General features: G+C 66.6%; 26 protein-coding genes. 10 read left to right on the top strand and 16 right to left on the bottom strand.

The window, feature by feature from the left end; genetic code table 11:
• Positions 1 to 4: 4 nt before the first annotated feature.
• Positions 5 to 1,219 (bottom strand): GAF domain-containing sensor histidine kinase, encoded by a 1,215-nt coding sequence (locus E0T84_RS05415; RefSeq protein WP_070186096.1) that lies wholly within the window; start codon positions 1,217 to 1,219, stop codon positions 5 to 7.
• Positions 1,216 to 1,878 carry a response regulator transcription factor gene (locus E0T84_RS05420; RefSeq protein WP_070186097.1) on the bottom strand — a complete coding sequence of 221 codons (663 nt, stop codon included), beginning with the start codon at positions 1,876 to 1,878 and terminating at the stop codon, positions 1,216 to 1,218. Before E0T84_RS05420 ends, E0T84_RS05415 begins: the two co-directional genes overlap by 4 nt.
• A 104-nt stretch (positions 1,879 to 1,982) precedes the next feature.
• Between E0T84_RS05420 and E0T84_RS05425 the strand changes: the two genes are divergently transcribed.
• A complete protein-coding gene (locus E0T84_RS05425; protein ID WP_070186098.1) occupies positions 1,983 to 2,780 on the top strand; it encodes an HAD family phosphatase in 798 nt (265 codons plus the stop codon).
• 109 nt (positions 2,781 to 2,889) lie between these two features.
• Positions 2,890 to 3,726 carry a hypothetical protein gene (locus E0T84_RS05430; RefSeq protein WP_070186099.1) on the top strand — a complete coding sequence of 279 codons (837 nt, stop codon included), beginning with the start codon at positions 2,890 to 2,892 and terminating at the stop codon, positions 3,724 to 3,726.
• An 81-nt stretch (positions 3,727 to 3,807) separates the two neighbouring features.
• Here the strand turns inward: E0T84_RS05430 and mmsB are convergent, their stop codons facing one another.
• The 4 genes from mmsB to E0T84_RS05450 all read right to left on the bottom strand — a co-directional run bounded on the left by mmsB (position 3,808) and on the right by E0T84_RS05450 (position 8,351).
• Positions 3,808 to 4,680, bottom strand: a complete 873-nt coding sequence (gene mmsB / locus E0T84_RS05435; RefSeq protein ID WP_070186100.1) for a 3-hydroxyisobutyrate dehydrogenase — start codon at positions 4,678 to 4,680, stop codon at positions 3,808 to 3,810.
• Between the two features lie 12 nt (positions 4,681 to 4,692).
• Complete coding sequence (locus E0T84_RS05440) at positions 4,693 to 5,853, bottom strand: isobutyryl-CoA dehydrogenase (RefSeq protein WP_138743988.1); 1,161 nt, start codon at positions 5,851 to 5,853, stop codon at positions 4,693 to 4,695.
• Positions 5,854 to 5,860: 7 nt separating this feature from the next.
• Positions 5,861 to 7,381 (bottom strand): CoA-acylating methylmalonate-semialdehyde dehydrogenase, encoded by a 1,521-nt coding sequence (locus tag E0T84_RS05445; protein WP_138743989.1) that lies wholly within the window; start codon positions 7,379 to 7,381, stop codon positions 5,861 to 5,863.
• Positions 7,382 to 7,526: 145 nt separating this feature from the next.
• On the bottom strand, positions 7,527 to 8,351 hold the full coding sequence (locus tag E0T84_RS05450; protein ID WP_070186103.1) for an MOSC N-terminal beta barrel domain-containing protein: 825 nt from the start codon (positions 8,349 to 8,351) through the stop codon (positions 7,527 to 7,529).
• A 77-nt stretch (positions 8,352 to 8,428) separates the two neighbouring features.
• Between E0T84_RS05450 and E0T84_RS05455 the strand changes: the two genes are divergently transcribed.
• Positions 8,429 to 9,940, top strand: coding sequence for an FAD-dependent oxidoreductase (locus E0T84_RS05455; RefSeq protein ID WP_070186104.1), 1,512 nt, complete (start codon positions 8,429 to 8,431; stop codon positions 9,938 to 9,940).
• Positions 9,937 to 10,536 (top strand): TetR/AcrR family transcriptional regulator, encoded by a 600-nt coding sequence (locus E0T84_RS05460; protein ID WP_070186105.1) that lies wholly within the window; start codon positions 9,937 to 9,939, stop codon positions 10,534 to 10,536. Before E0T84_RS05455 ends, E0T84_RS05460 begins: the two co-directional genes overlap by 4 nt.
• Here E0T84_RS05460 and E0T84_RS05465 read toward each other — a convergent pair.
• On the bottom strand, positions 10,515 to 10,973 hold the full coding sequence (locus E0T84_RS05465) for a GbsR/MarR family transcriptional regulator (protein WP_171054924.1): 459 nt from the start codon (positions 10,971 to 10,973) through the stop codon (positions 10,515 to 10,517). The two genes, E0T84_RS05460 and E0T84_RS05465, sit on opposite strands and share 22 nt — an antisense overlap.
• Before the next feature lie 142 nt (positions 10,974 to 11,115).
• Between E0T84_RS05465 and E0T84_RS05470 the strand changes: the two genes are divergently transcribed.
• The 3 genes from E0T84_RS05470 to E0T84_RS05480 are packed head-to-tail and all read left to right on the top strand — an operon-like array spanning position 11,116 to position 13,483.
• Positions 11,116 to 12,018 carry an ABC transporter ATP-binding protein gene (locus E0T84_RS05470; protein ID WP_138743991.1) on the top strand — a complete coding sequence of 301 codons (903 nt, stop codon included), beginning with the start codon at positions 11,116 to 11,118 and terminating at the stop codon, positions 12,016 to 12,018.
• Positions 12,015 to 12,728: an ABC transporter permease gene (locus tag E0T84_RS05475; protein WP_138743992.1), complete on the top strand. Its 714-nt coding sequence runs from the start codon at positions 12,015 to 12,017 to the stop codon at positions 12,726 to 12,728. The genes E0T84_RS05470 and E0T84_RS05475 overlap by 4 nt, the downstream gene beginning before the upstream one ends.
• Positions 12,729 to 12,733: 5 nt before the next feature.
• Positions 12,734 to 13,483: a fluoroquinolone transporter permease gene (locus E0T84_RS05480; protein WP_070944362.1), complete on the top strand. Its 750-nt coding sequence runs from the start codon at positions 12,734 to 12,736 to the stop codon at positions 13,481 to 13,483.
• 64 nt (positions 13,484 to 13,547) lie between these two features.
• On the opposite strand, the gene E0T84_RS05485 is transcribed toward E0T84_RS05480, so the two are convergent.
• Positions 13,548 to 14,168 (bottom strand): TetR/AcrR family transcriptional regulator, encoded by a 621-nt coding sequence (locus tag E0T84_RS05485; RefSeq protein ID WP_110764973.1) that lies wholly within the window; start codon positions 14,166 to 14,168, stop codon positions 13,548 to 13,550.
• Between the two features lie 98 nt (positions 14,169 to 14,266).
• On the opposite strand from E0T84_RS05485, the gene E0T84_RS05490 reads away from it, so the two are divergent.
• Complete coding sequence (locus E0T84_RS05490) at positions 14,267 to 15,388, top strand: P1 family peptidase (RefSeq protein ID WP_070186108.1); 1,122 nt, start codon at positions 14,267 to 14,269, stop codon at positions 15,386 to 15,388.
• 30 nt (positions 15,389 to 15,418) lie between these two features.
• Here E0T84_RS05490 and E0T84_RS05495 read toward each other — a convergent pair whose 3' ends face one another.
• The 8 genes from E0T84_RS05495 to E0T84_RS05530 all read right to left on the bottom strand — a co-directional run bounded on the left by E0T84_RS05495 (position 15,419) and on the right by E0T84_RS05530 (position 24,288).
• Positions 15,419 to 16,024 carry a dTDP-4-dehydrorhamnose 3,5-epimerase family protein gene (locus tag E0T84_RS05495; protein ID WP_070186109.1) on the bottom strand — a complete coding sequence of 202 codons (606 nt, stop codon included), beginning with the start codon at positions 16,022 to 16,024 and terminating at the stop codon, positions 15,419 to 15,421.
• Positions 16,021 to 17,016: a dTDP-glucose 4,6-dehydratase gene (gene rfbB, locus E0T84_RS05500; RefSeq protein WP_070186110.1), complete on the bottom strand. Its 996-nt coding sequence runs from the start codon at positions 17,014 to 17,016 to the stop codon at positions 16,021 to 16,023. Before rfbB ends, E0T84_RS05495 begins: the two co-directional genes overlap by 4 nt.
• Before the next feature lie 25 nt (positions 17,017 to 17,041).
• A complete protein-coding gene (locus E0T84_RS05505) occupies positions 17,042 to 17,893 on the bottom strand; it encodes an LLM class F420-dependent oxidoreductase (RefSeq protein ID WP_138743993.1) in 852 nt (283 codons plus the stop codon).
• 40 nt (positions 17,894 to 17,933) lie between these two features.
• Positions 17,934 to 18,797, bottom strand: coding sequence for an LLM class F420-dependent oxidoreductase (locus tag E0T84_RS05510; protein WP_070186112.1), 864 nt, complete (start codon positions 18,795 to 18,797; stop codon positions 17,934 to 17,936).
• Between the two features lie 192 nt (positions 18,798 to 18,989).
• Positions 18,990 to 20,483, bottom strand: coding sequence for an ATP-binding protein (locus E0T84_RS05515; RefSeq protein ID WP_138743994.1), 1,494 nt, complete (start codon positions 20,481 to 20,483; stop codon positions 18,990 to 18,992).
• 13 nt (positions 20,484 to 20,496) lie between these two features.
• Complete coding sequence (locus tag E0T84_RS05520) at positions 20,497 to 22,188, bottom strand: FAD-dependent oxidoreductase (RefSeq protein ID WP_138743995.1); 1,692 nt, start codon at positions 22,186 to 22,188, stop codon at positions 20,497 to 20,499.
• Positions 22,189 to 22,224: 36 nt separating this feature from the next.
• Positions 22,225 to 23,754: a flotillin family protein gene (locus E0T84_RS05525; protein WP_138743996.1), complete on the bottom strand. Its 1,530-nt coding sequence runs from the start codon at positions 23,752 to 23,754 to the stop codon at positions 22,225 to 22,227.
• A 39-nt stretch (positions 23,755 to 23,793) separates the two neighbouring features.
• Positions 23,794 to 24,288 carry a hypothetical protein gene (locus tag E0T84_RS05530; RefSeq protein ID WP_171054925.1) on the bottom strand — a complete coding sequence of 165 codons (495 nt, stop codon included), beginning with the start codon at positions 24,286 to 24,288 and terminating at the stop codon, positions 23,794 to 23,796.
• Positions 24,289 to 24,617: 329 nt separating this feature from the next.
• Here E0T84_RS05530 and infA point away from each other — a divergent pair, with 329 nt between their 5' ends.
• Complete coding sequence (infA, locus tag E0T84_RS05535) at positions 24,618 to 24,839, top strand: translation initiation factor IF-1 (RefSeq protein WP_003418601.1); 222 nt, start codon at positions 24,618 to 24,620, stop codon at positions 24,837 to 24,839.
• An 86-nt stretch (positions 24,840 to 24,925) separates the two neighbouring features.
• Positions 24,926 to 25,039, top strand: coding sequence for a 50S ribosomal protein L36 (gene rpmJ / locus E0T84_RS05540; RefSeq protein WP_003879483.1), 114 nt, complete (start codon positions 24,926 to 24,928; stop codon positions 25,037 to 25,039).
• The last annotated feature ends 127 nt before the right edge of the window (positions 25,040 to 25,166 follow it).

The raw sequence follows: 25,166 nt of genomic DNA on the forward strand, positions 1-25,166 counted from the left end.
TCGACTACTGCGTGACGGACGGCAGCGGAATGGTCGCGGTGACCGTGGTACCCGCGCCCGGCCGCGACCGGATGTGCAGCCGCCCGCCGACGATCTCGGCCCGCTCGGCCATCGAGAGCAGTCCGTAGCCACCCATCTCGTCGCTGCCCAACGGGTGTTCGAAGGTATCGAAACCCTTTCCGTCATCGACGATTTCGAGGCGTGCCACACCGTCGTCGACGGCGAAGGTGAGCCGGGCCCGATCCGCGTCGGCATGTTTGACCACATTCTGCAGACATTCCTGGGCGATCCGGTACAGCGCCAGCTCGATGTGATCGGGCACGCGGGTCTCGGCGAGGTCGACCTCGATCGGGATCCGCGGAATCGAGCGGGCCAGGCTGGCCAACCCACCCGACAAACCGAGATCGTCGAGCACCGGCGGACGCAGCCCGCTGATCGCTGCCCTGGCCTCCTGCAGAGTCAGCGCAACCAGCTCGCGGGCAGCCGCCAACTGCTCGGCCACCGCCTGCGGTTCGACCGCGCGCGCTGCGGCGTCGAGCCGGTAGGACAGCGTCACCAACCGCTGGGAGATGCCGTCGTGAATGTCGCCGGCCAACCGGCGCCGCTCGATCTCCTGAGCCTGGATCACCTGCTCGACGAAATTCTCGTGGGCACGCTCGCGAGCCACCAACTGGCGGTGCAACCGGGCCTGGTGCAATGCCCCGGCGATCAGCCGGCCGATCACCAGCAGCAACTCCACGTCGCGCGGCGTGAACTCTCGGCGTTCGACAGTGTGCACGTTGAGCACACCGACCAGCCCGCCCGGCCCGGTCTCCATCGGGACCGACACCATCGAGGTGAAGTCTCGTCCGCGCAGCGACTCGAAGGGCTTGTAGCGGGGGTCGGACTCCTTGTCGTGGCTGATCACCACGGGCTGGCGATGGCTGGCCACCCAACCGGAGATGCCCTGCCCCAGCGGTAGCCGGATCTTGCCGATCTCGGCGTCGAACGGCGGAGTGGCCCCGGCCAGGGTCAGGGCGCGGTCCGAGTCGTCGAGCACGTGGACGAAGCACACGTCGGTGGCGGTGGCCTCGGTGATCATCCCGGCCGCCGCGGCGGCCAGCGGTTCCACCCCCGGGCCGCTCGACGCGGCGCGGATGAGCTCACGCAGCAGGGCCAGCTCCCGGTCGGCGGTGAGGTCGATCGGCCCGAGTTCGCGTCCGGATTTCTCGGCGGTCATTGGTAGATGCCTTCGCGCAGCGCGGTGGCCACCGCACCGGCCCGGTCGCTGACCCCGAGCTTGCGGTAGATGGAGCGTAGGTGCGTCTTCACGGTCTCCTCGCCGATCACCAGCTTGTTGGCGATCCCCCGGTTGGACAGGCCCGCGACCACGAAAGACAGGATCTCGCTCTCGCGCTGGGTCAGCCCCTGCCGGACCCCGGGCCAGAACTCGTCGCGCTGCAACCGGGCCGCGGTGCCGGCCGCGCGGGCCGCCATCCCCGGATCGATCGCGGTCTGGCCGCTGTGTGCGAATTCGAGCTGACGCACCAGCTCGTCGCTGCTGATGCTCTTGAGCAGATAGCCCGCGGCGCCCACCCGCAGGGCCTGGAACAGGTACTGCTCGTCGTCGTAGACCGACAGCATGACCACCTTGCGTTCCGGTTCGCGCTCACGCAGCACCCGGCACAGGTCCAACCCGCTGGAACCTTCCATGCGCACGTCGCACAGCACGATGTCGGGATCGAGTGTCTCGATGACGCTGAGTGCGCGTTCCGCGCCCACGGCCTGGCCGACCACCTCGACCCGGTCGTTGAACGCAGCAAGCATGGCCTTGAGACCCTCGATGACCATTTCATGGTCGTCGACCAGCACAAGGCGCACTGGATTGGAGGGCGCCATGGCATCACCCTAGAGGGGGTGAGGTCCGGAGTAGATGAACTTGACCGGCCCAATCCCCCCTACGGGGGACGCGCGGATGATGTGACGTGGGCCACTCTCATGGGGTGTCGTCAACACAAGAGAAGTCATGGCGGGCCGGGCGGTTCTGGTGGGACTGTTCGCAGCCTGATACGAGTGCCCATCCGCTGCGTGCGGTGATCCTGGACCTCGATGCGCTGTCGGATCTCGACGTCGACGGACATCGCGTTGTCTTCAACGCCGCGTTCGCCGCGCACGGTCTGCCCATCGAGTGGGAGGTCGCGCGGTATCAGCAGCTCCTTGCGCTGCACGACGAACGTCAACGGGTCACTGCCGAGCTGCGCAAGCGCTGCGTGGGGCCGGACTGCGATGTCCTCACCGAAGTGCTCGCCGACGAGATCTGCACGACCAAGGACATGATGTTCGACGAGATGATCCTCGACGCGGGCCTGACGCCACGGCCGGGCCTGGAGGATCTGATGAACGACGCGTTCCTGGCCGGCCTGCCGGTCGGCGTGGTCGCCGCGGGCCGTCGCCGCTGGGCCGAACCGCTGGTGCGCCAGCTGGTCGGTGACGGCCTGGTGGAAACCGTCGTCACCACCGACGACGTCAGCGCCACCGGGGCCGACCTGTACCGGCATGCCCTGGGTGAGCTGGGTGTGGCCGGCCACGATGCGTTGGCCATCGCCGGCTCGGTCTCGGGCCTGCGCGCCGCCAACGACGCGGGGATGGCCAGCCTGCTCATCGATCCCGACGCCGGTTCCGGGTCATACGCGGCCGTTGCGGTCCGGCCGGATTTCGCCGGCGCCGAGCCGCTGCGTTTGCCGGTGTGCCAGCGCCTGCACAGCCAGTGGTGGGCTCAGCGCAGCCCGTCTGCGGCCTAGCTCCTGTCGCGTATCCGCGTTTGTAACCTGGTGGCGGCGAGACGCGAATTCTGGCGCCACCACGTTACGAACGTGAGGTTGTCGGTGGGCGCGGGCACACTTTTCCCGCATGGTGGAGCCGTTCATCGGCAGTGAGGCCGTTGCGGCCGGCAGGCTGACACGCCACGATCTGCGTGCCCGGTTCACCGCTGTGCACCACGACATCTATGTGCCCAGGGAGACTCGGCCCACCGCGGTGCTGCGCGCCAAGGCGGCCTGGTTGCGATCACGGCGGCGGGGCGTATTGGCTGGGTATTCCGCGTCGGCGCTGCATGGAGCACGTTGGATCGATGCTGCGCTTCCCGCCAACATTCTCGACACGAATCGGCGACCGACCCGGGGAGTCGTCGCCTGGGCCGACGTGATCGATGACGACGAAATCTGTCTGATCGGCGATATCCGATTGACCAACCCGCTACGGACGGCGGTAGACCTCGCCTGCCGACTGCCAGAAGACGCCGCTGTGGCAGCGATCGATGCGCTGGCGCGGGCCACGCGGCTGAAAGTCGCTGACATCGAATTGGCCGCGCAGCGGTATACCGGCCGCAAAGGCATCAAACAGGCACGTGCGAGCATTGCCCTGGTCGACCCTGGGGCGGAATCCCCGCAGGAAACCTGGTTGCGGCTGTTGGTTGTTCGCGCGGGCTATCCACCACCACAGACACAGCACCCGATCTACAACGAGTACGGCGCATTGATCGGAGACGCCGATCTCGCCTGGCCGGAGCTGAAGATCGTCATGGAGTACGAAGGCCTGCACCACACCGATCCCGACGTCCTCCGCAAGGACATCGCCCGTATCGACGCGATGATCGAAATGGGCTGGAGCGTCATTCGGGTTACCTGCCGCGACGGCGAGGCCAATGTTCTCGGCAAGCTTGCCAGGGTGTGGGCTTCGCGTTCGTAACACCGCGGCGGGCCGCGTTCGTAACCTGGTGGCGGCCAAACACGAATTTCACCGCCACCTGGTTACAAACGCGAGGAGGAATCAGTCGCGCAGCGTCTCGATCACCGCGCTGAAGTCCTCGTCAGCGTGCTCGTCGGCGAACGCGGCGTAGATCTGTGCCGCATGTGTGCCGAGCGGAGCCGAAGACCCGGTGGACATCACCGCAGCCATCGCCAACCCGAGGTCCTTGTTCATCAGGGCGGTGGCGAAACCCGGCTTGAAGTCGTTGTTGGCCGGAGACGTCGGGACGGGGCCTGGCACCGGGCAATTCGTGTGGACGGCCCAGCAGTTCCCGGTGGCGCCGGTGATCACGTCGAACAGCGACTGCGCAGGCAGGCCCAGCTTCTCGGCCAGCACGAAAGCTTCGCCGACCGCGATCTGTTGCACCGCGAGCACCATGTTGTTGCAGAGCTTGGCGGCCTGGCCGGTGCCCGAGCCGCCGCAGTGGATGATCTTGCCCGCCATGGGATCCAGCACCGGGCGGGCCCGCTCGACCGCTTCGGCCTCGCCGCCGACCATGAACGCCAACGTGCCCGCGGTCGCGCCCTTCACGCCGCCGGAGACCGGGGCGTCGAGCTGAGCGTGCCCGTGTTCACCTGCCTTTGCGTGAATCTCGCGGGCGTCGTCCACCGAGATGGTCGAGGTGTCGATGAACAACGTGCCTTTCGCTGCAGCCGGCAGCACCTCGGCATAGCACGCTTTGACGATGTTGCCGTTGGGCAGTGAGGTGATCACCACGTCGGCACCGGACACCGCCGCAGCGCCGGTGTCGAAGACCTTGGCGCCGTTGGCTTCAGCGGCTGCCTTCGAGGCGGGCACGGGATCGAAGCCGTGCACGGTGTGGCCCGCTGCCACCAGGTTGGCCGCCATCGGGCCGCCCATGTGCCCCAAACCGAGGAACGCGATCGTGGTCACGTATGTCTCTCCCTATGCAGAGTTGCGGGTGCGGGACGACTCGGAACGCCCGATGACCACCCGCATGATTTCGTTGGTTCCCTCAAGGATGCGGTGCACCCGTAGATCCCGGACGATTTTCTCCAGACCGTACTCACGCAGATAGCCGTAGCCGCCGTGCAACTGCAGCGCCTGATCGGCCACCTCGAAGCACGTGTCGGTGACGTACAGCTTGGCCATCGCGCACAAAGTGACCTTGTCAGGGTGGTCGGCATCCAGCGCGGAAGCCGCCCGCCACAACATGTTTCGGGAGGTCTCCAGGCCGGTGGCCATGTCGGCCAAGGTGAACCGGATGGTCGGCTCGTCGAGCAGTGACCCACCGAAGGCCTGGCGGTCGGCCAGGTAGGCCAGCGCCTTGTCGTAGGCGGCCTGGGCCCCGCCGAGCGAGCAGGCCGCGATGTTGATCCGGCCACCGTTCAGACCGTTCATCGCGATGCCGAACCCGGTGCCCTCGGTGCCGCCCAGCAGGGCATCGGCCGGAACCCGCACACCCTCGAGGATCACCTGTGCCGTGGGCTGGGCATTCCAGCCCATCTTCTGCTCCTGGACGCCGAAACTCAGCCCGGGTGCGTCCTTTTCGATCACGAACGCCGAGATCCCCCTCGGGCCGTCAGCTCCGGTGCGGGCCATCACCACGTACACATCGGAGCTGCCGGCCCCGGAGATGAACTGCTTGACCCCGTCGAGGACGTAATCGCTGCCGTCGCGGACCGCCCGGGTGCGCAGCGCCGCCGCGTCCGAGCCGGCACCCGGTTCGGTGAGGCAGTAGCTGGCGATGGCGTCCATCGACGCCAGCTTGGGCACCCAGGCCTTGCGCTGCTCCTCGGTGCCGAAGCTGTCCACCATCCACGCGCACATGTTGTGGATGGACAGGAACGCCGCCAGGGTGGGATCGGCAGCGGCCAGTTGCTCGAAGATGCGTACCGCATCCAGTCGACGCAGCCCGCTGCCGCCGGTGTCCTCACCGCAGTAGATGGCGCCCATGCCGAGTTCGGCCGCCTCGCGTAACACGTCGGTGGGGAAGTGATGGGTCTCATCCCACTCCAACGCGTATGGCGCGATGCGCTTTTCGGCGAACGCGGCCGCCGTCTCGGCGATCACGCGCTCGTCTTCATCCAGGTCGTGCAGATTCACCGGTGCGCTACTTCATGGTCGGGATGACGAACTCGGCGCCATCCTTGATGCCCGACGGCCACCGCTCGGTGACGGTCTTGGTCTTGGTGTAGAACAGGATCGAGTGCGGCCCGTGCTGGTTGAGGTCGCCGAATCCGGACCGCTTCCAGCCGCCGAAGGTGTGGTAGGCCACCGGGACCGGGATCGGCACGTTGACGCCCACCATGCCGACCTGCACCCGGGACACGAAGTCGCGTGCGGCATCGCCGTCGCGGGTGAAGATCGCCACGCCGTTGCCGTACTCGTGCTCGGACGGCAGCTTCAACGCTTCTTCGTAGTCGTGAGCGCGGACGATGCACAGCACCGGACCGAAGATCTCGTCGGTGTAGATCGACATGTCGGTGGTGACGTTGTCGAACAGGGTCGGGCCGATGAAGTAGCCCTTCTCCAGGCTGGTGTCGCCGAAAGTCAGCTCGTTGCTCGCCCGCTCGCGGCCGTCGACCACGATCTCGGCACCGGCCTCGACACCCTGGCCGATGTAGTCGCGAACCCGTTCGAGTGCCGCGCCGGTGACCAGTGGCCCGTAATCGGCCTTGGGGTCGAGGCTGTGTCCGACCCGCAGCTGGTTGATCCGCTCGACGAGCCGATTCCGAAGCCGTTGCGCTGTTTCTTCGCCCACTGGGACCGCGACGCTGATGGCCATGCAGCGCTCGCCGGCGCTGCCGTACCCGGCGCCGATCAAGGCATCCACGGCCTGGTCCAGATCGGCATCGGGCATCACGATCATGTGGTTCTTGGCGCCGCCGAAGCACTGCGCGCGCTTACCGTGCGCGGCCGCGCCCGAGTAGATGTACTGCGCGATGTCGGAGCTGCCGACGAAGCCGACCGCCTTGATCTCGGGGTGCTCCAGGATCGCGTCGACGGCCTCCTTGTCGCCGTGGACCACCTGGAACACGCCCGCGGGCAGCCCGGCCTCGATGAACAGCTCGGCCAGCCGCAGCGGCACCGAGGGATCGCGCTCGGAAGGCTTCAGCACGAAGGCATTTCCGCATGCGAGCGCGGGGCCGGCCTTCCACAGCGGAATCATCGCGGGGAAGTTGAACGGGGTGATGCCGGCGACCACGCCCAGCGGCTGACGGATCGAGTACACGTCGATGCCGGTGCCTGCGCCCTCGGTGAACTCGCCTTTGAGCAGGTGGGGGATGCCGACGGAGAACTCGATGACCTCGAGGCCGCGCTGGATGTCGCCGTGCGAGTCGGCCACGGTCTTGCCGTGCTCCAAACTGAGCAGCTCAGCCAGCTCGTCTGCATTCTGGTGCACCAGTTCGATGAATTTCATCAGCACCCGGGCCCGGCGCTGCGGGTTGTAGGCGGCCCATTCCTTCTGGGCCTCGGCCGCGCCGGCCACCGCGGCGTCGACGTCGGCGGCCGAGGCCAGGGCCACCTGCGCCTGCACCTCGCCGGTGCTGGGGTTGAGCACATCGGCGGTGCGGGTCGATCCGGCGGTGGTGCGTTGGCCGTTGATGAAGTGGGGGATCTGAGTGGTCATGGCGTTCCGTCCAAAGGGGATGTGCACAGTGAGTGGCTCGAGCAGTACCCGAGATACTTGGATATCCTAGTAATTGGTCGCCGGAGTTCGCAAGGGTTCTGCTGTTCTGATGCGATCTCCCTGTGCCGTTACCGGCGGAGTTGATTCAACCGAGCGAGACTCGGTCACCGATCTGCATGGTGCCCTCGGAAAGCACCTGCAGGTACGCCCCGGCGCACGGCAGCAGGCCGAGTCCGAAGGCGTCGACCCGATTCTCGTCGGCGGGTGTGCGGAGCGCATGTGCCGCGCGGGGCAGGCGGCCGTGTTCGAGCGTCGGAATGACGCAGCGGGGCGTGGGCCCCATTGCGCGAAGCCGCGTTTCACCCACGTTGAGAATGTGATCGGTCCACTCGTTCTCGGTGTACGGGGGATACCCGGGTGGCGTGGCGATCACCAGGTTGGGCCGATAGCGCGCGGCCTCGACGCCGACGTGCTCGAGCGTCGCCGTGGTGATCGCGTGCACGGGAGCCAGATCGGTGAATGAGGTCCCCGGAGTGGCCAGAGCCAGTTCCAGGATCGGGGCGTCGACCTGGGCGTCGACGCCCAGGTCGAGCACTTGATCGGGGTCCGCGCGTTCAATCGAGGCGCCGGCGGGTCTGCTGTCGATCAGGTGAACCGAGCGCCCCACGAACTGTGACAACAGGTCGTCGACGTCGTCGTCATCCGACGTGGTCGTGCGGCCGTCGGGCAGGTGGATGCGCACCTGGCGCCGTTCGGTGACAGCGCCACACGACAAGAGTCCGCGCCACAGTCGGGCCTGCTTCGCGCTCGCCACCCGGCCGCTGGATTCATCGATGAGCGCGTACTTGCGGTCGCCGTCGGCTCCACCGGCGTTGACGAGCAACGTGTCCACGCGCTCCCCGAGCATCGACTTGACCGGGTATCGGTACAGGCTGTCAACCTGCATGTGCTCATCTGCCGCCATGCTCATGGACCGAAGATAACCGGGTGGGGCGTGGTTGGGGGCGACCTCTTTAAATTACGGAACGGTATCGTTATGCTATTGGCATGGTTTCCTGGGATGAGAGCCTGGATGTGGTGGTGGTCGGTGCCGGCCCGACCGGATTGACGCTGGCCTGCTCGTTGCGCCTACACGGCCTCTCCGTGCGCGTCGTCGACCGCGCACCGGGGCCGGCGACCACGTCGCGGGCCAACTTTCTGCACGCCCGAGGCTCGGAAGTGCTGGGCCGGATCGGCGCACTGGGCAACTTGCCGAACGAGTCGTTGCGCGCCATGCGCATCACCAACTATCTCGGCGACCGCCCCGTGATGACCCTGGAGTTCGGTGATCCGGGCATGCGGACCGCCGCACCGCCCATGGTGGTGTCGCAGGCGAAAGTCGAAGCGGCACTGCGGGCCCGACTGGCCGAGCTCGGGATCGAGCCCGAATGGGGCCGAGGCGTGGTCGGTGTGCTGCAGGAGGGCGACGTCGTCGTTGCCGAACTCTCCGACGGTGAACGCGTGCGGGCGAAGTGGCTGGTGGGATGCGACGGCACCTCCAGCGTCACCAGGCAGCAGGCTGGTATCGCGTTCCCCGGGGTCAAACTCTCCGAACGATTCCTGCTCGCCGATGTCCATCTGGACTGGACGCTCGACCGTGGCGGCACGACCGGCTGGGTTCACCCCGACGGAGTGGTCGGCGCGATGCCCATGCCCGATGCCAGCGGTCGCGACGACTTGTGGCGGCTGTTCGTCTACGATCCCACGCTCGCGCAAAAGCCCAGCGAGAGTGAGATTCTGGACCGAATCAAACAGGTGGTGCCACAGCGGACCGGCCGCGCGGTGACCGTCGGCGACGCCGAGTGGCTGTCGGTGTTCACCGTGCACCGCCGGCTCGCCGATACGTACCGGCACGGGCGCATCCTGATCGCCGGTGACGCCGCGCACGCGCATGCGCCCTTTGGTGGTCAGGGCATGCTGACCGGCATCGGCGATGCGGAGAACTTGGCCTTCAAACTGGCGCTGGTGATCCGAAACCTGGCCTCCGACAAGCTCATCGACACCTATGAAGCCGAGCGCAGGCCCCTGGCCACCGAAGTGCTGCGCGGCACAAGTGCGGTCACCCGGGTCAACGTCGCGAGCAATCCGGTCGGCCGGTTCCTGCGTGACCACGTGGCCACCCGCCTGTTCAGCTCGGCCTTCATCCAGCGCTGGACGACGTACACGGCTTCACAGCTGTGGGTGAGCTACCGCAAGGGCCCGCTCGGCGGCCGCGGCCGCAAGCCGCGATCCGGCGATCGGATCGCGGATCTGCCCTGCACCCGCTCCGACGGGGCGGCCACCCGACTACACGGCGAGCTCGGCGGGCGCTGGGCACTACTGTTGCCCGACGGCGTACCCGACGATCTCGAACCGCTGCGGCCCCACCTGGGCGAATTCGTCGTGGCCCTGCACCACGACAGCTCAGAGGCCATGTTGATCCGGCCGGATGCCCATCTGGCATGGCGGGGGAGTCCCGACGATGTCGGCGAGCTCGACCGTTGGCTGACAGCCGCTCTGGGGACGGGGGCGGTGCGGTGACCACGGCCGGCCGTGGCCGGCCCCGGGACGCGGCGGCTGAGCGCGCAATCCTGCAAGCAGCGCTGGACCTTTTCATCGAGCGCGGGGTCGAGGGCTCGAGCATCGAACAGATCGCCAAACGTGCCGGTGTCGGCAAGCCGACCATCTATCGACGGTGGTCGACCAAGGAGGACCTGATCGCCGCGGCGATGGAGACGCTGGTCGCCGAGGAGGTGGGTTGGGCCTCACCGGAGGCCATCGACATCGAATCCCCTCATGAGCTTGTCGAGGCCGCGATCGAAAGCGCGGCGGCTGTCACCACCACACCGTCCTATCGCGCGCTGGTGGCGCGGGTTTACGGTTCGGCGGTCAGTCACCCGGCGCTCATGACGGTCTACTGGGATCGCTACATCCGGCCACGACGCGCGCTCGCCACTCGTCTGCTCGAGCATGCGCAGGAGTGTGGAACTGTCGCTGCCGATACCGATTTCGACGTGGCGATCGACATGATGGTCGGTGCGATCACATATCGCGTACTGCAACCAGACCCGCCCGACGTCGAGGAGATGCGGCACTACTTGCGTGCGGTCTACCGTCAGGTGGGCTTGTTGCCCTGAGTGCGGTGTTCACGCCACCGGTCCAGGATCGCGGGCAGCTCGGCCATCAGAAAGGTATAGAAATCCCGCATCTGGGAGAGGCGCTGGTGCGCCACGCTTCCGGGGTCTGTGGCGGCGATGCCGGATTCGGCGGCGGCCTGCATGGCCGCGATCGTCTCGTTCTGGTTGGTGAACAGAATGGCCCAAGCGTCATCCCGCAGCCGGAAGTGGTCGCGGCGGCTGGCCGGCACGGGTACCCGTTCGGCAAGGCCGACCGACGTGAGCATCTTGAGGGCGCTGGATATTGCGCCGACACTGGCGCTCAGATTCTCGGAAAGCTCGCCCATGGTCAGGTTGGGTTTCTCGGTGAACAGAAGCGTCGCGAGTACCCGCGCCGTCATACGTTGCATCCCATGGCTGGTCAGTGCCAGGGCGAGCTCTTCGGCGGCGTGCTGCAGATCTGACGCCAACGTCATCGAATCCTCCTCGGCCCAAACTATCTTCACAAATTACTGAAAGTTTAGTACAGTCGGTCGCGGTGTTCCGGGAAGTCTGGTCGGAAATTGTCTATTCGCACGACAGAAGAGCGATTGAGAAACAATGCAACACCTGACATCCACGGCCGACCCGAACACCGCGACGGCTGTCATCCACGTCGAGAACTTGACGTTCACGTACCCCAAGTCAACCGAACCCGCTGTGCGCGGTATGGATTTCACCGTTGGGCGCGGAGAGATCTTCGGATTCCTCGGCCCCAGCGGCGCCGGCAAATCCACCACGCAGAAGCTGCTCATCGGCCTCTTGCGAGGTCACGGCGGTCAGGCCACGGTGTGGGGCCGCGACCCACTCGAGTGGGGCTCGGACTACTACCAGCGCGTCGGAGTCTCGTTCGAGTTGCCGAACCACTATCTCAAGCTCACCGGCCTGGAGAACCTGCAGTTCTTCGCCTCCCTCTACGACGGGCCCACGGCGGATCCGATGGAGTTGCTCGAATCCGTGGGTCTCAAGGATGCGGCCCACACCCGAGTGGGCAAGTATTCCAAGGGAATGCAGATGCGGCTGACGTTTGCGCGGTCGCTGGTCAACAACCCCGAATTGTTGTTCCTCGATGAGCCGACCTCTGGACTCGACCCGGTCAACGCGCGCAAGGTCAAAGACATCATCCTGGGATTGAAGGCGAGTGGTCGCACGATCTTTCTCACCACCCACGACATGTCCACCGCCGATGAGCTGTGCGACCGGGTGGCCTTCGTCGTCGACGGAGCCATCGTCGCAATGGACACGCCTGCCGAATTGAAGATCGCGCGCAGCCAACGCCGGGTGCGGGTCCAGTACCGCGTACCCGGAGAGGGTCTCACCACGACAGAGTTCGGAATGGACGGCCTGGCCGACGATCCGGATTTCCACGCGGTATTGCGCAACTTCCACGTCGAGACCATTCACAGTCGCGAAGCCAGCCTGGACGACGTCTTCGTCGAGGTGACGGGACGGCAGCTGATATGACCAGATTGACCAGTGCGATCCGGCTCGAGCTGACGGTTCAGTACCGGCAGAAATTCCTGCACGCAGGGATCTTCTCCGGGCTGATATGGCTGGCGGTGCTGCTGCCCATGCCGCACCACCTCCGCCCGGTCGCCGAACCCTATGTGTTGGTCGGCGACATCGCGATCATCGGATTTTTCTTCATCGGCGGCTCGGTGTTCTTCGAAAAGCAGGAACGCACCCTCGGTGCCATCATCTCGACCCCTTTGCGGTTCGGGGAGTACCTCACGGCCAAACTCGCGGTGCTGCTGTCGATCTCGCTGTTGGTCGCGCTCGTTGTGTCGACCATCTCCAGGGGCACCGCCTACCATCCGGTGCCCCTGGTCCTCGGCGTGGTTCTCGGCACCCTGTTGATGCTGCTGGTCGGGTTCATCAGCTCGCTGCCGTTCGGATCGGTCACCGACTGGTTTCTCGCAGCGGTCATCCCACTTGCCGCCATGCTCACTCCGCCGATCCTGCTCTTCTCCGGGGTCTGGCCCAATCCAGTGCTCTTCGTCGTGCCCACCCACGGGCCGATGCTGTTGCTGGGCGCCGCATTCGACCAGGTGACGCTGAGTGGTTGGCAGCTCGCCTATGCGGTGCTCTATCCGATCGTGTGCCTGGCCGCGCTGTGGCGGGCCGCCCACGCGCTGTTCGACCGCTACGTCATCGAAAGGTCAGGTGTGCTGTGACCGCCATGATCGGTTCCAACAGGGGTCGGGCTCTGGCGGCCTTCGGGCGCAATGACCTGCGCGGCACCTACCGCGATCCGCTCCTGGTGATGCTCGTGCTCGCGCCGGTTATCTGGACCACGGGAGTTGCAGTTCTCACGCCGATGTTCACCGACATGCTGGCCGAGCGCTACGACTTCGATCTGGTGCCGTACTACCCGTTGGTGCTCACCGCATTCCTGCTGCTCACCAGCATCATCATCGCCGGCGGCCTGGGCGCATTCCTGGTTCTCGACGAGATCGACGCCGGCACCATGTCCGCCCTGCGGGTGACACCGGTGCCGATGTCGACATTCTTCGGCTATCGGGCGGGGACGGTGATGGCGGTCACCGCCGTCTATGTGGTTGCGACGCTGTCGTTCAGCGGGATTCTGGAACCTGGTTTGATCCCGGCGCTCATCCCGATCGGGATGGTGGCGGGCTTGTCCGCCGTGGTGACGCTACTACTGATAATCGCCCTGGCGGGCAACAAGATCCAAGGCATTGCGATGTTGCGGGCACTGGGCATGATCATCGCCGGATTGCCATGCCTGCCGTGGTTCATCGATTCGTCATGGAACCTGGCCTTCGGTGTGCTGCCGCCGTACTGGGCGGCCAAGGCGTTCTGGGTCGCCAGCGACCACGGCACCTGGTGGCCGTACCTGGTGGGCGGCGTGGCATACAACCTGGCGATCGCCTGGCCCTTGTTCCGTCGGTTCCTCGCCAAGAACCGCTGACAGTTCCTCGCGCCGACCTCCTGGCTGACCGCGGCGATCACCACCAGGAGTGCGGCGCGGCGGCTCACGTAGGCACCGGAAGTGAAGCCCCCGTGGTCAGTTCGGCGTACCCCCGCATCAGGCGCAGCGCAGTGGCTCGGTCGAGGTCGGGGTCTCGCGCCACGATGCGGTAACCGAGATAGTCCTCCATGGACATCAGTGTCATCGCGATATCCTGCGCGGGTGCGGCCAGTGTGAATGTGCCTGCAGCGCCACCAGCTTCGAGGATCTGCGTGTAGAGGCCCACCTGCCGGTGAAAGATGTGCTGGATGTCGGGGCGCTGGTCGAGGACGAACCCGGCGGCCAGCACGGCCCGCCAGATGGTGCGCCACTCGGCATCCTCGGGTCCGGACGGCAACCCCGCGGCGATCATGAACGCGATCTGGTCCCGGGCGTCGGCGGTGCGTTGCACCACCGCGAGCCGGTCGTCGTAGAACCTGCTGTCCGAGCGCTGCGCGAGGGCCGAGAGCAGCTGGTCCATTTCTCGGAAGTAGTAGCGCACGGCATTGGGGGTCAGTCGAAGCTCGGCGGCCACATCGGCGATCCGCAGCGTGGTCAGATCGTTGCGTTCGATCAGCGCGGTCGCTGCATCGAGGATCTCCTCGCGTCGCTGCGCCTGGCGGTTCGGCCGTCCCACGGGTCCCATCCTTCACGAATCTGCCACTTCGGTTGACGCCGGTGGTTGCCCGGCGCCATTATTTTCCAATCTTGAAAACAATTTCGTCAGAACTTTCCGGAGGATGCATGCTGGACTGCGCCTCGCGGCGTCCCCGTGCCCGTGACATCGGCGTCGTGATCGGCGAACATCCCACGGGACCCGACAACGCGATCACCGACGTGGCCGGCGTGCGCGTCGGCCACACCACGATCCAGCGTCCCGGGCCCCACCCGGTCAACACCGGCGTCACCGTCGTGATCCCGCACCCGGGAATCTTCACCGAGCCGCTGTTCGCCGGTGCGCACCGGCTCAACGGCAGCGGCGAACTCACCGGCCTGGAATGGATCCGCGAATCCGGCGAGCTCACCTCACCGATCGCGCTGACCAACACCCACAGCGTCGGTGTCGTGCGGGACACCCTCGTCCAGGCCCAGGTCCAGACCCGCGGCGAGGGCCTGTACTGGTCACTGCCGGTGGTGGGGGAGACCTACGACGGCTTGCTCAACGACATCAACGGCTACCACGTCCGCCCAGAGCACGTCGCCGCGGCGCTGGCCGAAGCCACGAGCGGCCCGGTCGCCGAAGGCAACGTCGGCGGCGGGACCGGCATGATCTGCCACGGCTTCAAAGGCGGGATCGGAACGGCCTCCCGGGTCACCGACACGGTGGCCGGGACCTACACCGTCGGAGTGCTCGTCCAAGCCAATCATGGCCGGCGGGAACGTCTTCGGGTCAACGGGGTGCCCGTCGGAGAAATGGTCGGACCCGAGCTGGTGCCGACCCCCGACCTGCCGATCCCTTATCCGGCGGGATCGGGGTCGATCATCGTGGTGGTCGCCACCGACGCGCCGTTGCTACCGCATCAGTGCACCCGGCTCGCGCAACGGTCCGCGCTGGCCGTCGGCCGAGTCGGTGGCAGCGGGGAGCAGTACAGCGGTGATCTGATGCTGGCTTTCTCCACCGGCAACCGGGGCATCCCACCGTACGGATGGGACGAGAACCCCGACGCCAACCGGCCCGAGATCGCGGTGCGTATGGTGGCGCCTCAGTTGATGACCAGGCTGTTCGACCTGGCCATCGAAGCCACCGAGGAGGCCATCGTCAACGCGTTGGTGGCCGCCGAGACCGTGACCGGCCGGGGCGGGGTGACCGCCCACGCCCTGGACCACAAGCTGCTGCACTCGGCACTGGTTCTCGAGGGGCACTGACCTCGTTCGGTGATCCGCCGTCGCGGACCGTCAGGCGGGGGGCCGGGCGCGCAGCTCGTCGACGAACGCGCGGGTCTCGTCCCACCTAGGCAACAGCCCCGCGGCACGCACCTGCTCGAGGGTCGGGGCGGCCGCGTCACGCTCGGACAACACCGGCTCGCCTTCGATCGGCCAGTCGATCCCGAAATCCGTGGCCAAGATGGTGTGCTCGCGCTCCGGGGCGTACGGCGCCGAACACAGGTACATCACCGTCGAATCATCTTGCAGCGCAAGGAAAGCATGACCAAGCCCCTCCGACAGGTAGACCGAACGTCGGGTCTGATCGTCCAGCAGGACCGAATCCCACTGCCCGAAGGTCGGGGAGCCGACCCGGATGTCGACCACCACATCGAGCACGGCGCCGCGCACGCACGTCACGTATTTGGCCTGGCTGGGCGGCACTTCGGCGAAATGCACGCCGCGCAGCACCCCGGCCGCCGACACCGAACAGTTGACCTGCCGTACGTCGAAGCGGTGCCCGGTCATCTCGGCGAATCCGGCCTCGGTGAACCATTCGAAGAACAGTCCGCGCGTGTCGCCGTGCAGCTTGGGTGTGATCTCCCAGGCGCCGGGAACGGTCAGTTCCCGCGCGGTCACTGGCCGCGCTCCGAGTAGTTGGTCTCCACGTTGTCTTTCAAAGGACCCCACCAGGATTCGTTGTCGCGGTACCAGTCGATGGTGGCCGCCAAGCCCTCGTCGAAATCGGTGTGTTCGGGCGCCCAGCCCAGTTCGCCGTGCAGGGTCGACGGATCGATGGCATAACGCAGATCGTGGCCCTCCCGATCGGTGACGTGGTCGAAGTCGTCCGGGTCGCGGTCCATCAAACGCAGCAGGGTGCGCATCACCGTGAGATTACTGCGCTCGCATTCCGCGCCGATCAGATACGTCTGCCCGATGCGGCCGTTCTTCAGGATCTGCCACACCGCGCGGTTGTGGTCGTCGACGTGGATCCAGTCGCGGACATTGGCTCCGGATCCGTAGAGCTTGGGGCGCCTGCCGGTGAGGACGTTGGTGATCTGGCGCGGGATGAACTTCTCCACGTGCTGATAGGGGCCGTAGTTGTTCGAGCAGTTCGAGATCGTGGCGCGCACCCGGTACGACCGCAGCCAGGCCCGCACCAGCAGGTCGGCGGCAGCCTTGGTCGACGAGTACGGGCTCGACGGGTTGTACGGCGTGCCCTCGGTGAACCGGGCCGGATCGTCGAGCTCAAGGTCGCCGTACACCTCGTCGGTGGAGATGTGGTGCAGACGGGCTCCGTGCGCGCGCGCCGCCTCCAGCACCGTGAACGTACCGACCACGTTGCTCTGCAGGAACGGTTCCGGGTTGGCCAGGGCATTGTCGACGTGGGTCTCCGCGGCGAAGTGCACCACGGCGTCGGCCTCGCCGACCAGCTGATGTACCAGAGGTGCATCGGCGACATCGCCTTGCACCAGCCGGATCTGGTCGGCCACCGCCGCCAGGGACTCTCGGCTGCCCGCGTACGTCATGGCATCGAGCACGGTCACCGAGGTGGTCAGTGCGTCGTTGACGGCGAGGCGTACGAAGTTCGCGCCGATGAACCCGGCGCCGCCGGTGACCAGTAACCGCATGCGCCAACCCTAACCGGCCGGCAGGTCAGCCCTTCAGACCCAGCGGCCCGGCCAATTCGGTCAGTGTCGGGATCAGTTTGTCCGGCCCGCCGAGGACTTGGATTGCCACATGGTCGGCGCCGTTGGCGACGTGCTGTCGCAGGCGCGCGGCGATGTTCTCGGCAGTGCCATGCGCGACGACCGCGTCGATCAGCTTGTCGCTACCCGGCTTGGCGATGTCGTCTTCGGTGAAACCGAGGCGACGCCAGTTGTTGAGGTAATTGCTGAGGTTCAAGTAGAAGTCGACCGTCTCGCGCCCGATCGCGCGTGCTGCCGCGCCGTCGGTGCTCAGCACCACCTTGTGTTCAGGGGCCAGGAACACCGACTCACCGAGCACGTCCCGGGCATGGGCGGTGTGCTCGGGGGTGGTCAGATACGGGTGCGCGCCCGCACTGCGGCCGGCGGACAGCTTCAGCACCTTGTCACCCAGTGCGGCGATCACCAGCCGGCTGGTCGGCACCTTGGCTGCGTCCAGGGCGTCGAGATATTCCACCAATGCGTCGTAAGGTTTGCGGTACTCGTCGGTGTGCTCGGGATGCCCGACCCCGACGCCCAGCAGGAATCGGCAGGGGTGCGCCGATTCGATGCGATGAAACGATTCGGCCACCGCCTCGGCCTCGGCCGTCCAGATGTTGACGATGCCGGTGGCCAGCTGAAGACCTTCGGTGCGCTCCAGGATGGGTTCGGCGAACGAGAGGTCGGCCGCGGGGGACCCGCCCACCCACAGTGCGCCGTAACCCAGTCCCTCGATTTCGGCGGCCTGATCAGGCTCCACCGCCCCGAACGTCCACACCCCGTAGCGGCCCAGATCCGGCTTGAGCGAAAGCGATTCGGTCATCTACGAGTCCTTGTCTGTTGGGTGCGCGGTGTTTTGGTCGCTAGGCCAGGCCGAGCGGCCCGGCGAGCTCGGCCAGTGCCGATACCAGTTTGTCGGGTCTGGTCAACACTTGTACAGGCACGTGATCGGCGCCGGCGTCGCGATGCTGCCGCAGCCGCGCGGCCACCTCGTCCACCGTGCCATGCGCGACGACGGCGTCGATGAACCGGTCACTGCCCGGTTTGGCCAGGTCCTCATCGGTGAAGCCGAGGCGCTTGAAGTTGTTGCAGTAGTTGGTCAGACCGAGGTAAGGGTCGAGCGCCTTGCGGCCGATCGATCGGGCCTTTTCCACATCGGTGCTGAGCACCGCCTTGTGTTCGGGAGCCAGGAACGCGTCCGGCCCGACCAGCTCGCGGGCCTGTGCGGTGTGCTCCGGCGTGGTCAGATACGGGTGCGCACCTGCCGAACGAGCCGCCGACAGCCCCAGCACTTTCGGGCCGAGTGCGGCCACGACCCGACGGTTCGTCGGCACGCCGTACTCGTCGAGCTTGTCGAGGTAATCGGTGAGTGCGTCGAGAGGTTTGCGGTACTCGCCGATGACCTCACGGTGCCCGACGCCGATGCCCAGCAGGAACCGGCCCGGGTAGGCGGCCTCGATGCGGTGAAACGATTCGGCGACCGGGCCGGCGGCCGCACTCCAGATGTTCACGATCCCGGTGGCCAACTGCAACGTGGTGGTGGCGGCCAGGATCGGATCGATCCACTCCAGCTCGGCAGGTGGCGACCCGCCGGCCCAGATCGCGCCGTAGCCCAGCGCCTCGATGTCGCGCAGTTGCTCGGCCGACAGGCGCTGGAACTGCGCGTAATGGCCGAACGCGCCGAATGTGCCGAGATCGGGCTTGGTGTCCGCAGTGGTCTGGGTCATGAACCTCTCAACTCGGCTCTGGTCGGGGGCTATTCCGAACCGATCACTCTGGATCTGTGCCTTGGCCGTGTGGCGTGTGCCGTGTGGCCGCCCCCATTGTCACTCCAGCGTGGCGTTCGAGGTCGACCGCCGCTCCAGCGTGACAAAGCGTGACAATGGGGGCGCTGGCGGCGTTGCCCGGGCGCCGACGGACTACTCCGACGCTTGAGCTTCTGCCTCGGAGGCCTGCGTCTCGGGCACGGGTGCCTGCAACGGCAACAGCACGATGAAGCGGGTGTCGCCCGGCTTGGACTGCACCCGCAGGTCCCCATGATGCTTCTCCACCACGATGCGCCAGGCCAGATCCAGGCCCAGGCCAGTGCCCTGGCCGAACGGTTTGGTGGTGAAGAACGGTGTGAAGATCCGGCTGATGTTTTCGGCGGGGATGCCCGGCCCGTCGTCGCAGATCTCCACCCGGATCATCTCGTCGGTCTCGCGGCTGGTGCGCAGCGTCAGCCTGCCGTGGCCACCCATCGCCTGGATGGCGTTGTCGATGATGTTGGTCCACACCTGGTTGAGATCGCCTGGGTAGCAATGTAATTCGGGAAGGGACTTGTCGAGGTCCTTGCACAGGCTGACCGGCTTGTCCTTACCGATCTTGTCGCCGAACATCATCAGCGTGCTGCGCAGCAGCTCGTGGACATCGGCGCTCTGGTAGTCGCCGCGGTCCATCTGCGAGTACTGCTTGGCGCCGGCCAGCAACGCCGAGATCCGCTTGCTCGCCTCGGCGATCTCGTTCATCCGAAGCTCGGTGTCGATCGTGTACTTGAGCCAGCCGAGAGCCGCCTGCAGTGTCGCCGAGGCCTCCCCGTCCTTGAGCGCGTCGTCGACGGAGCCCGAGATGCGTTCCAGCCAGTCGATGTCGAGGCCGGCTTCGACGAAGGTCGGGGCATAGTCCCAAGCACCCACGATGTCGTGGTCCTCGAGCCAGTCGCCCATCTCGTCCTCGCGGTCGGACGTCTCCAGCGCGGTCAGCTCCAACCCCTTGTTCTTGGCGACCTGCTCGGCGACCTCGTCCTGGATCGTCACAAGCATCCGCAGGGCCTGCGGGGTGAACTTGCCGTCGGCCAGCATCGCCAGCTTGTGCCGCATCTTGCCGACGCCCTCGCGCAGGTCGGCCACGGCGCGCGCGGTGGCCGCCGCCGGATTGTTGAGCTGATGGGTCAGCCCCGCGGTGATGTTGCCGAGGGCCAGCAGTTTCTCGCGCTGACCGATGATCTGGCTCTGGCGCCGACCGCCGACCTTGTGGCCTTCGAGCAGGTGCACGGCCATCGGGAACTGGGACTGCATGAAGCCGGCGAACGCGTTGGCGTCCAGCACGAACACCCGCGACGGCTTGGTCAGGCGCACCGACGCTTCGTAGATGTGCTCCTCACCCGGGATGTAGGCCGACCAGGCACCGAAGTACACACCGCGCATCGAAGTGCGGTTGGTCTGGATGTCGACGCCGCCGGATCGCTTCGACATCACCAGTTCGCCGTCGAGCATCACGTAGAAGCACGTGGCCGGATCACCTTCGGTGACGATCGGGCCGGCGGGGAATCGCTCGATGCTGCCGGCCTGGCACAACGTGTCGAGTTGCGCGTCGGACAGATGCTCGAACAGGAACAGCGTCCGCAGTTCGTCCCGCAGGCACGTCTCGCCCATCTTCAGTTGCTCCTCACGCTTCTGCCAGGTACCGGTGCACGAGCATCACGGCCATCGACCCTTCGCCGACGGCGGCAGCCACCCGCTTGGCGGACTCGGCACGCACATCTCCTGCAACAAACACACCGGGCACACTTGTTTCCAGGTGATGCGGTGGACGTTCCAGGGACCAGCCGCACACGTCGCGCAGATCCGGACCGGCCAGGATGAAACCGTGGTCGTCGCGGGCCACCACGCCGTCGAGCCACTCGGTGCGCGGGGTCGCTCCGATGAAGCAGCACAGGCGTGTCGCGGGGACTTCCTCGTGCTCGCCCGTCTGCCGGTTCACCAGCTCCAAGCCCACCAGATGATCGTCTTCGCCGATGGCGCTGACCACCTCGGTGCAGGTGCGCACGAAGATGTTGGGCGTCTGTTCGATCTGCTGGATCAGGTAGTACGACATCGAGGCTTCCAACGACGGACCGCGCACCAGCAGCGTCACCGACTTGGCCTCGCGCGACATGAACATCGCGGCCTGCCCGGCCGAGTTGGCGCCGCCGACGATGTAGACGTCCTCGCCCTTGCATTCGGACGCGTCGGACACCGAGGCGCCGTAGTACACGCCCCGGCCCACGTAGTTGTTCGGGTTGTCGGGATCGGCCCAACAGCCCGGCACCGGGAGCTGGCGGTACTCGACACCGGTGGCCAGGATCACCGCGCGCGCACCGATGGTCTCGCCGTCGGCGAAGGTGATGGTGCGAGCCGCGCCGGCGATGTCGAGCGCGACGGCCTCGCGAGTGGTGATCACCTCGGCGCCGAACCGCTCGGCCTGCCGGCGCGCCGAGGTGGCCAGTTCCGCGCCCGACACTCCGGTCGGGAAGCCCAGGTAGTTCTCGATCCGGGAACTGCGGCCGGCCTGCCCGCCTGTGGTGGTGCCCTCGATCAGCACAGTCTTGAGCCCCTCCGAGGCGCCGTAGACCGCCGCGGCCAGACCCGCCGGACCGCCGCCGATCACCGCGAGGTCATACATGGTCAGCGACGGGGTGGTCGACAACCCCAGCATGTCGGCCAGCTCGCCGTCACTGGGTTCGACCAGGGTCTCACCCCCCTCGGTGATCACCACCGGCAGTTGCAGACCGTCCAATCCGGCGGCATCCAGAAGCTGACGGCCCGTGGATTCGTCGGAGGTGAACGCCCGGAACGTGTGCTGGTTACGGGCCAGGAACTGGCGCACCTCCCAGGACCGCGAACTCCACTGGTGCCCGATCACCTTGGTGTGCGGGATGGCCCGGTCGCCGACGGCGTGCCAGGCCTCCAGAAGGCCGTCGACGACGGGATAGAGCTTCTCCTCGGGCGGATCCCACGGCTTGAGCAGGTAGTGGTCGAGGTCGACGACGTTGATGGCGTCGATGGCCGCGGTGGTGTCGGCGTACGCCGTCAACAGCACGCGCCGGGCCATCGGGTAGAGGTCCATCGCGGATTCGAGGAACTCGATGCCGCTCATCTGCGGCATCCGGTAGTCGGCGACGAACACCGCGACAACGTCGCCGCGCAGCTTCAACTCGTTGAGGGTTTCCAGGGCGTCCGGGCCGGATTCGGCACGCACGATCCGGTAGCGCTCGCCGTAGTGGCGGCGCAGATCCCGGGCGACGGCGCGCGAGACCGCGGGATCGTCGTCGACGGTCAGGATTACGGGTTTACGGGGCTGGGAGGCGGGGCCAGTCATCGCTAGTAATTATGCGCCCCGCCGCCAGCAGTTTTCTCAGCTCGGGTGTGCGCTGTCCCCGTTGCTCGCATTGGACCCCTGCAGCATGGACGCCACGTCGATGCCGGAGGCCTTCAGCGACTCCAAGATGTTGGCCACCGCCAGCGGGCTGATGCCCAGCAGGCCGCCGACCGCGCCCTGGGTGTCGTTTGCCCCGCCGATGATCGACAGCCGGTCGATCTCGGCCAGCGGGGCGGCCGCGGCCTCGGTCGCCTTGACCACAGAGGCCAGCACGTCGGGCAGCATCAGCAGGCGCGCGGCCTCGGCCGAGTAGCCGTTGAGTGCCGCGGCGATCTCCTTCTTACCGTTGGCCTCGGCCAGCAGCTTGGCCTCGATACCGGCGGCCTCGGCCTGCTGTTCGACGCGCAGCGCGTCGGCCAGCTCCTTCTTACCGGCGGCCTCGGCGACCAGCTTGGCCTGCAGGCTGTCCGCCTCGGCCTGCTTCTCCACCCGCAGCGCATCGGCGGCGGCTTTACGGGCGTCGGCCTCGGCCTGGCCCTTGCGCCGCTCGGTCTCGGCAGCCGCCTCGGCGGCCAGGATCGTGGACTGACGCTGGCCTTCGGCGATCGCGATGTCGGCCTGCCGTTTCGCCTCCGCCGGCGCGATCACGTCGGCCTGCAGCGCGGCCTGCGCCTGCTCGGCGCGGCGCTGCTCCACTTCGATGCGTGCCTGCACCCGGGCGGCCTCGGCCTGTTCGGTGGCGATGCCGACGTCCTTCTGGGCGCGGGCGTTGGCCAGCGGTCCGGCCTGGTCGGCCTGGGCGTTCTCGGCCTCGGTCTGCGCGCGCAGCCGGGCCAGCTCGACGTCGCGCTTCTGGTTGGCGGTGGCGATCGCGGTGTCGGCCTCGGCCTGCGCGATCGACCCTTCCTGGCGGGCCTTGGCCGACTGGATCTGGGCGTCGCGCTCGGCTTCGGCGGTGCCGACGGTGGCATCCCGCTTGACCTCGGCGATGCGGCGCTGGCCGAGGGACTTCAGGTAGTCGTTGGCGTCGGAGATGCCGGCGATCTTGAGGACGTCGACCTCCATGCCGATGCGGGCCAGGTCACCGCCGGCCTCCTCGACCACGCTGCGGGCCAGGCTGTCGCGGTTGGAGTTGAGGTCTTCGACGGTCATGGTCGCGGTGATGCCGCGCAGTGAACCGGCCAGGATCTCGTTGATCTGACGCTGCAGCTCGTTGAGGTCGGAGGTCAGGAAGCGCTGCACCGCGGTCTGCACGGCCTCGTCTGCCGAGCCGATGCGGACCAGGCCGACGGCTTCGACGTTGACCGGCACGCCGTTGTTGGACAGCGCGTTCTGCAGGTTGATGCTGACGTTGAACGGTTCCAGGCTCATGATGTCGACGCGTTCGATACCGGGCATCCGGAACCGGGCACCGCCGCGGACCACCTTGGGTGTGCCGCGCCCGGTGAACACGGCCACCTCGTTGGGCGGCACCTTGATGTAGTTCTTGACGTAGATCAACGGCAACACCACCAGGATCAGGATCGCGGCGATGGCGGCGAGGACGACGATGAGCAGCAGGGACACGGTTGTGCCTTTCTCGGTGGGTCAGTGCTCGGGAACAGCTCAGGTCTCTGGAACTGCGACGACATGGACGAAGTCGGGATCGATGTCGGCGATGTAGACGCGGGCGGCCTTGGGCAGCGTCGCCGGCTCGTCGCTCTTGGCCCGGGAGAACACCCGGTTGCCGTCGGCGTCGACGAAGGACACCTCGCCCCAGCCGCCCGGCGGAACCTCGAGGGTGACCGTGCCGAGCAGGCCGACATAAGAAGATCGACCGCGATGGGAGTTGGACTGCTGGCGGCGCAGGTAGGGCAACAGCAGACCATTGAGAATGAACACCAGCACCACGGCGCAGGCCGCGGCCAGAGCTGCCGACCAGACGGAGCCCAACCCCAGCCAGGTGCCGATCAGGCCTCCGGTGCCGGCGCCGAGCAGGGCGACCGACAGTCCGGTCAGGCTCAGGAACGGCATTCCGTCGCCGTGTCCGACGTCGGCGAGCAGTAGGGCCGCCAGTACAGCGATGCCGCCGACGACGAACGCGGCCAGATACACAACCATCACGTGCTCGCGGTCTCCGTTCGGCGGGTGCGGATCAGTTCGTACTATTCTCGCCTGGTTCGCGGCCGCGCCGCGCACCAATCTTCGGCCCGGATCTGGCAGGCCAGAGCTGATCAGCCGTGATTTTGGTACAGCCCGATGAACGGGTATTGTGGACCAACGGTGCGGCTATCGCGCCGACTTTTTGCGTGCCCCGTCTTGGAACTGCTGAGTTTCTGCAAGTCCGCCTCGATCCGGCTCACGTTTTGAAGTTGGTCGGTTTCCGCAGCACGACGGGCTGCATTGTGACTGATGAAGCTACGAAACGAAAGCAAGGATCGCCGAAAAGTATGGCCAAGAAAGACGGTGCCATCGAGGTCGAGGGTCGCGTGGTCGAACCTCTGCCCAATGCGATGTTCCGCATTGAGCTGGAGAACGGACACAAGGTCTTGGCCCACATCAGCGGCAAGATGCGGCAGCACTACATCCGCATCCTGCCCGAGGACCGGGTAGTGGTGGAGCTCTCTCCATACGACCTGTCCCGGGGCCGCATCGTGTACCGGTACAAGTGACCCGATAGAAGCCCGACCAGTAACGACGAGAAACGGTGACGTGCGCGCCTGCGCGACACCAACAAGCCAGAAGGATCGAAACAGCCGTGAAGGTGAACCCGAGCGTCAAGCCCATCTGCGATAAGTGCAGGGTGATCCGCCGGCATGGGCGGGTCATGGTGATCTGCAGCGATCCCCGCCACAAGCAGCGGCAGGGCTGATCTGTCAGCCGAGCGCTGACCGATCGCAACACAACTGAATGATGAACTCCCAGCACCACTGAACGGATAGGCCGTTCAATCGCGATGAGCACTTCATCCACGTCCGGCACGGAGGCCGGACCCCTGC

Source organism: Mycobacterium sp. DBP42, from assembly GCF_005924235.1.
GTDB classification, from domain to species: Bacteria; Actinomycetota; Actinomycetes; order Mycobacteriales; family Mycobacteriaceae; genus Mycobacterium; species Mycobacterium syngnathidarum.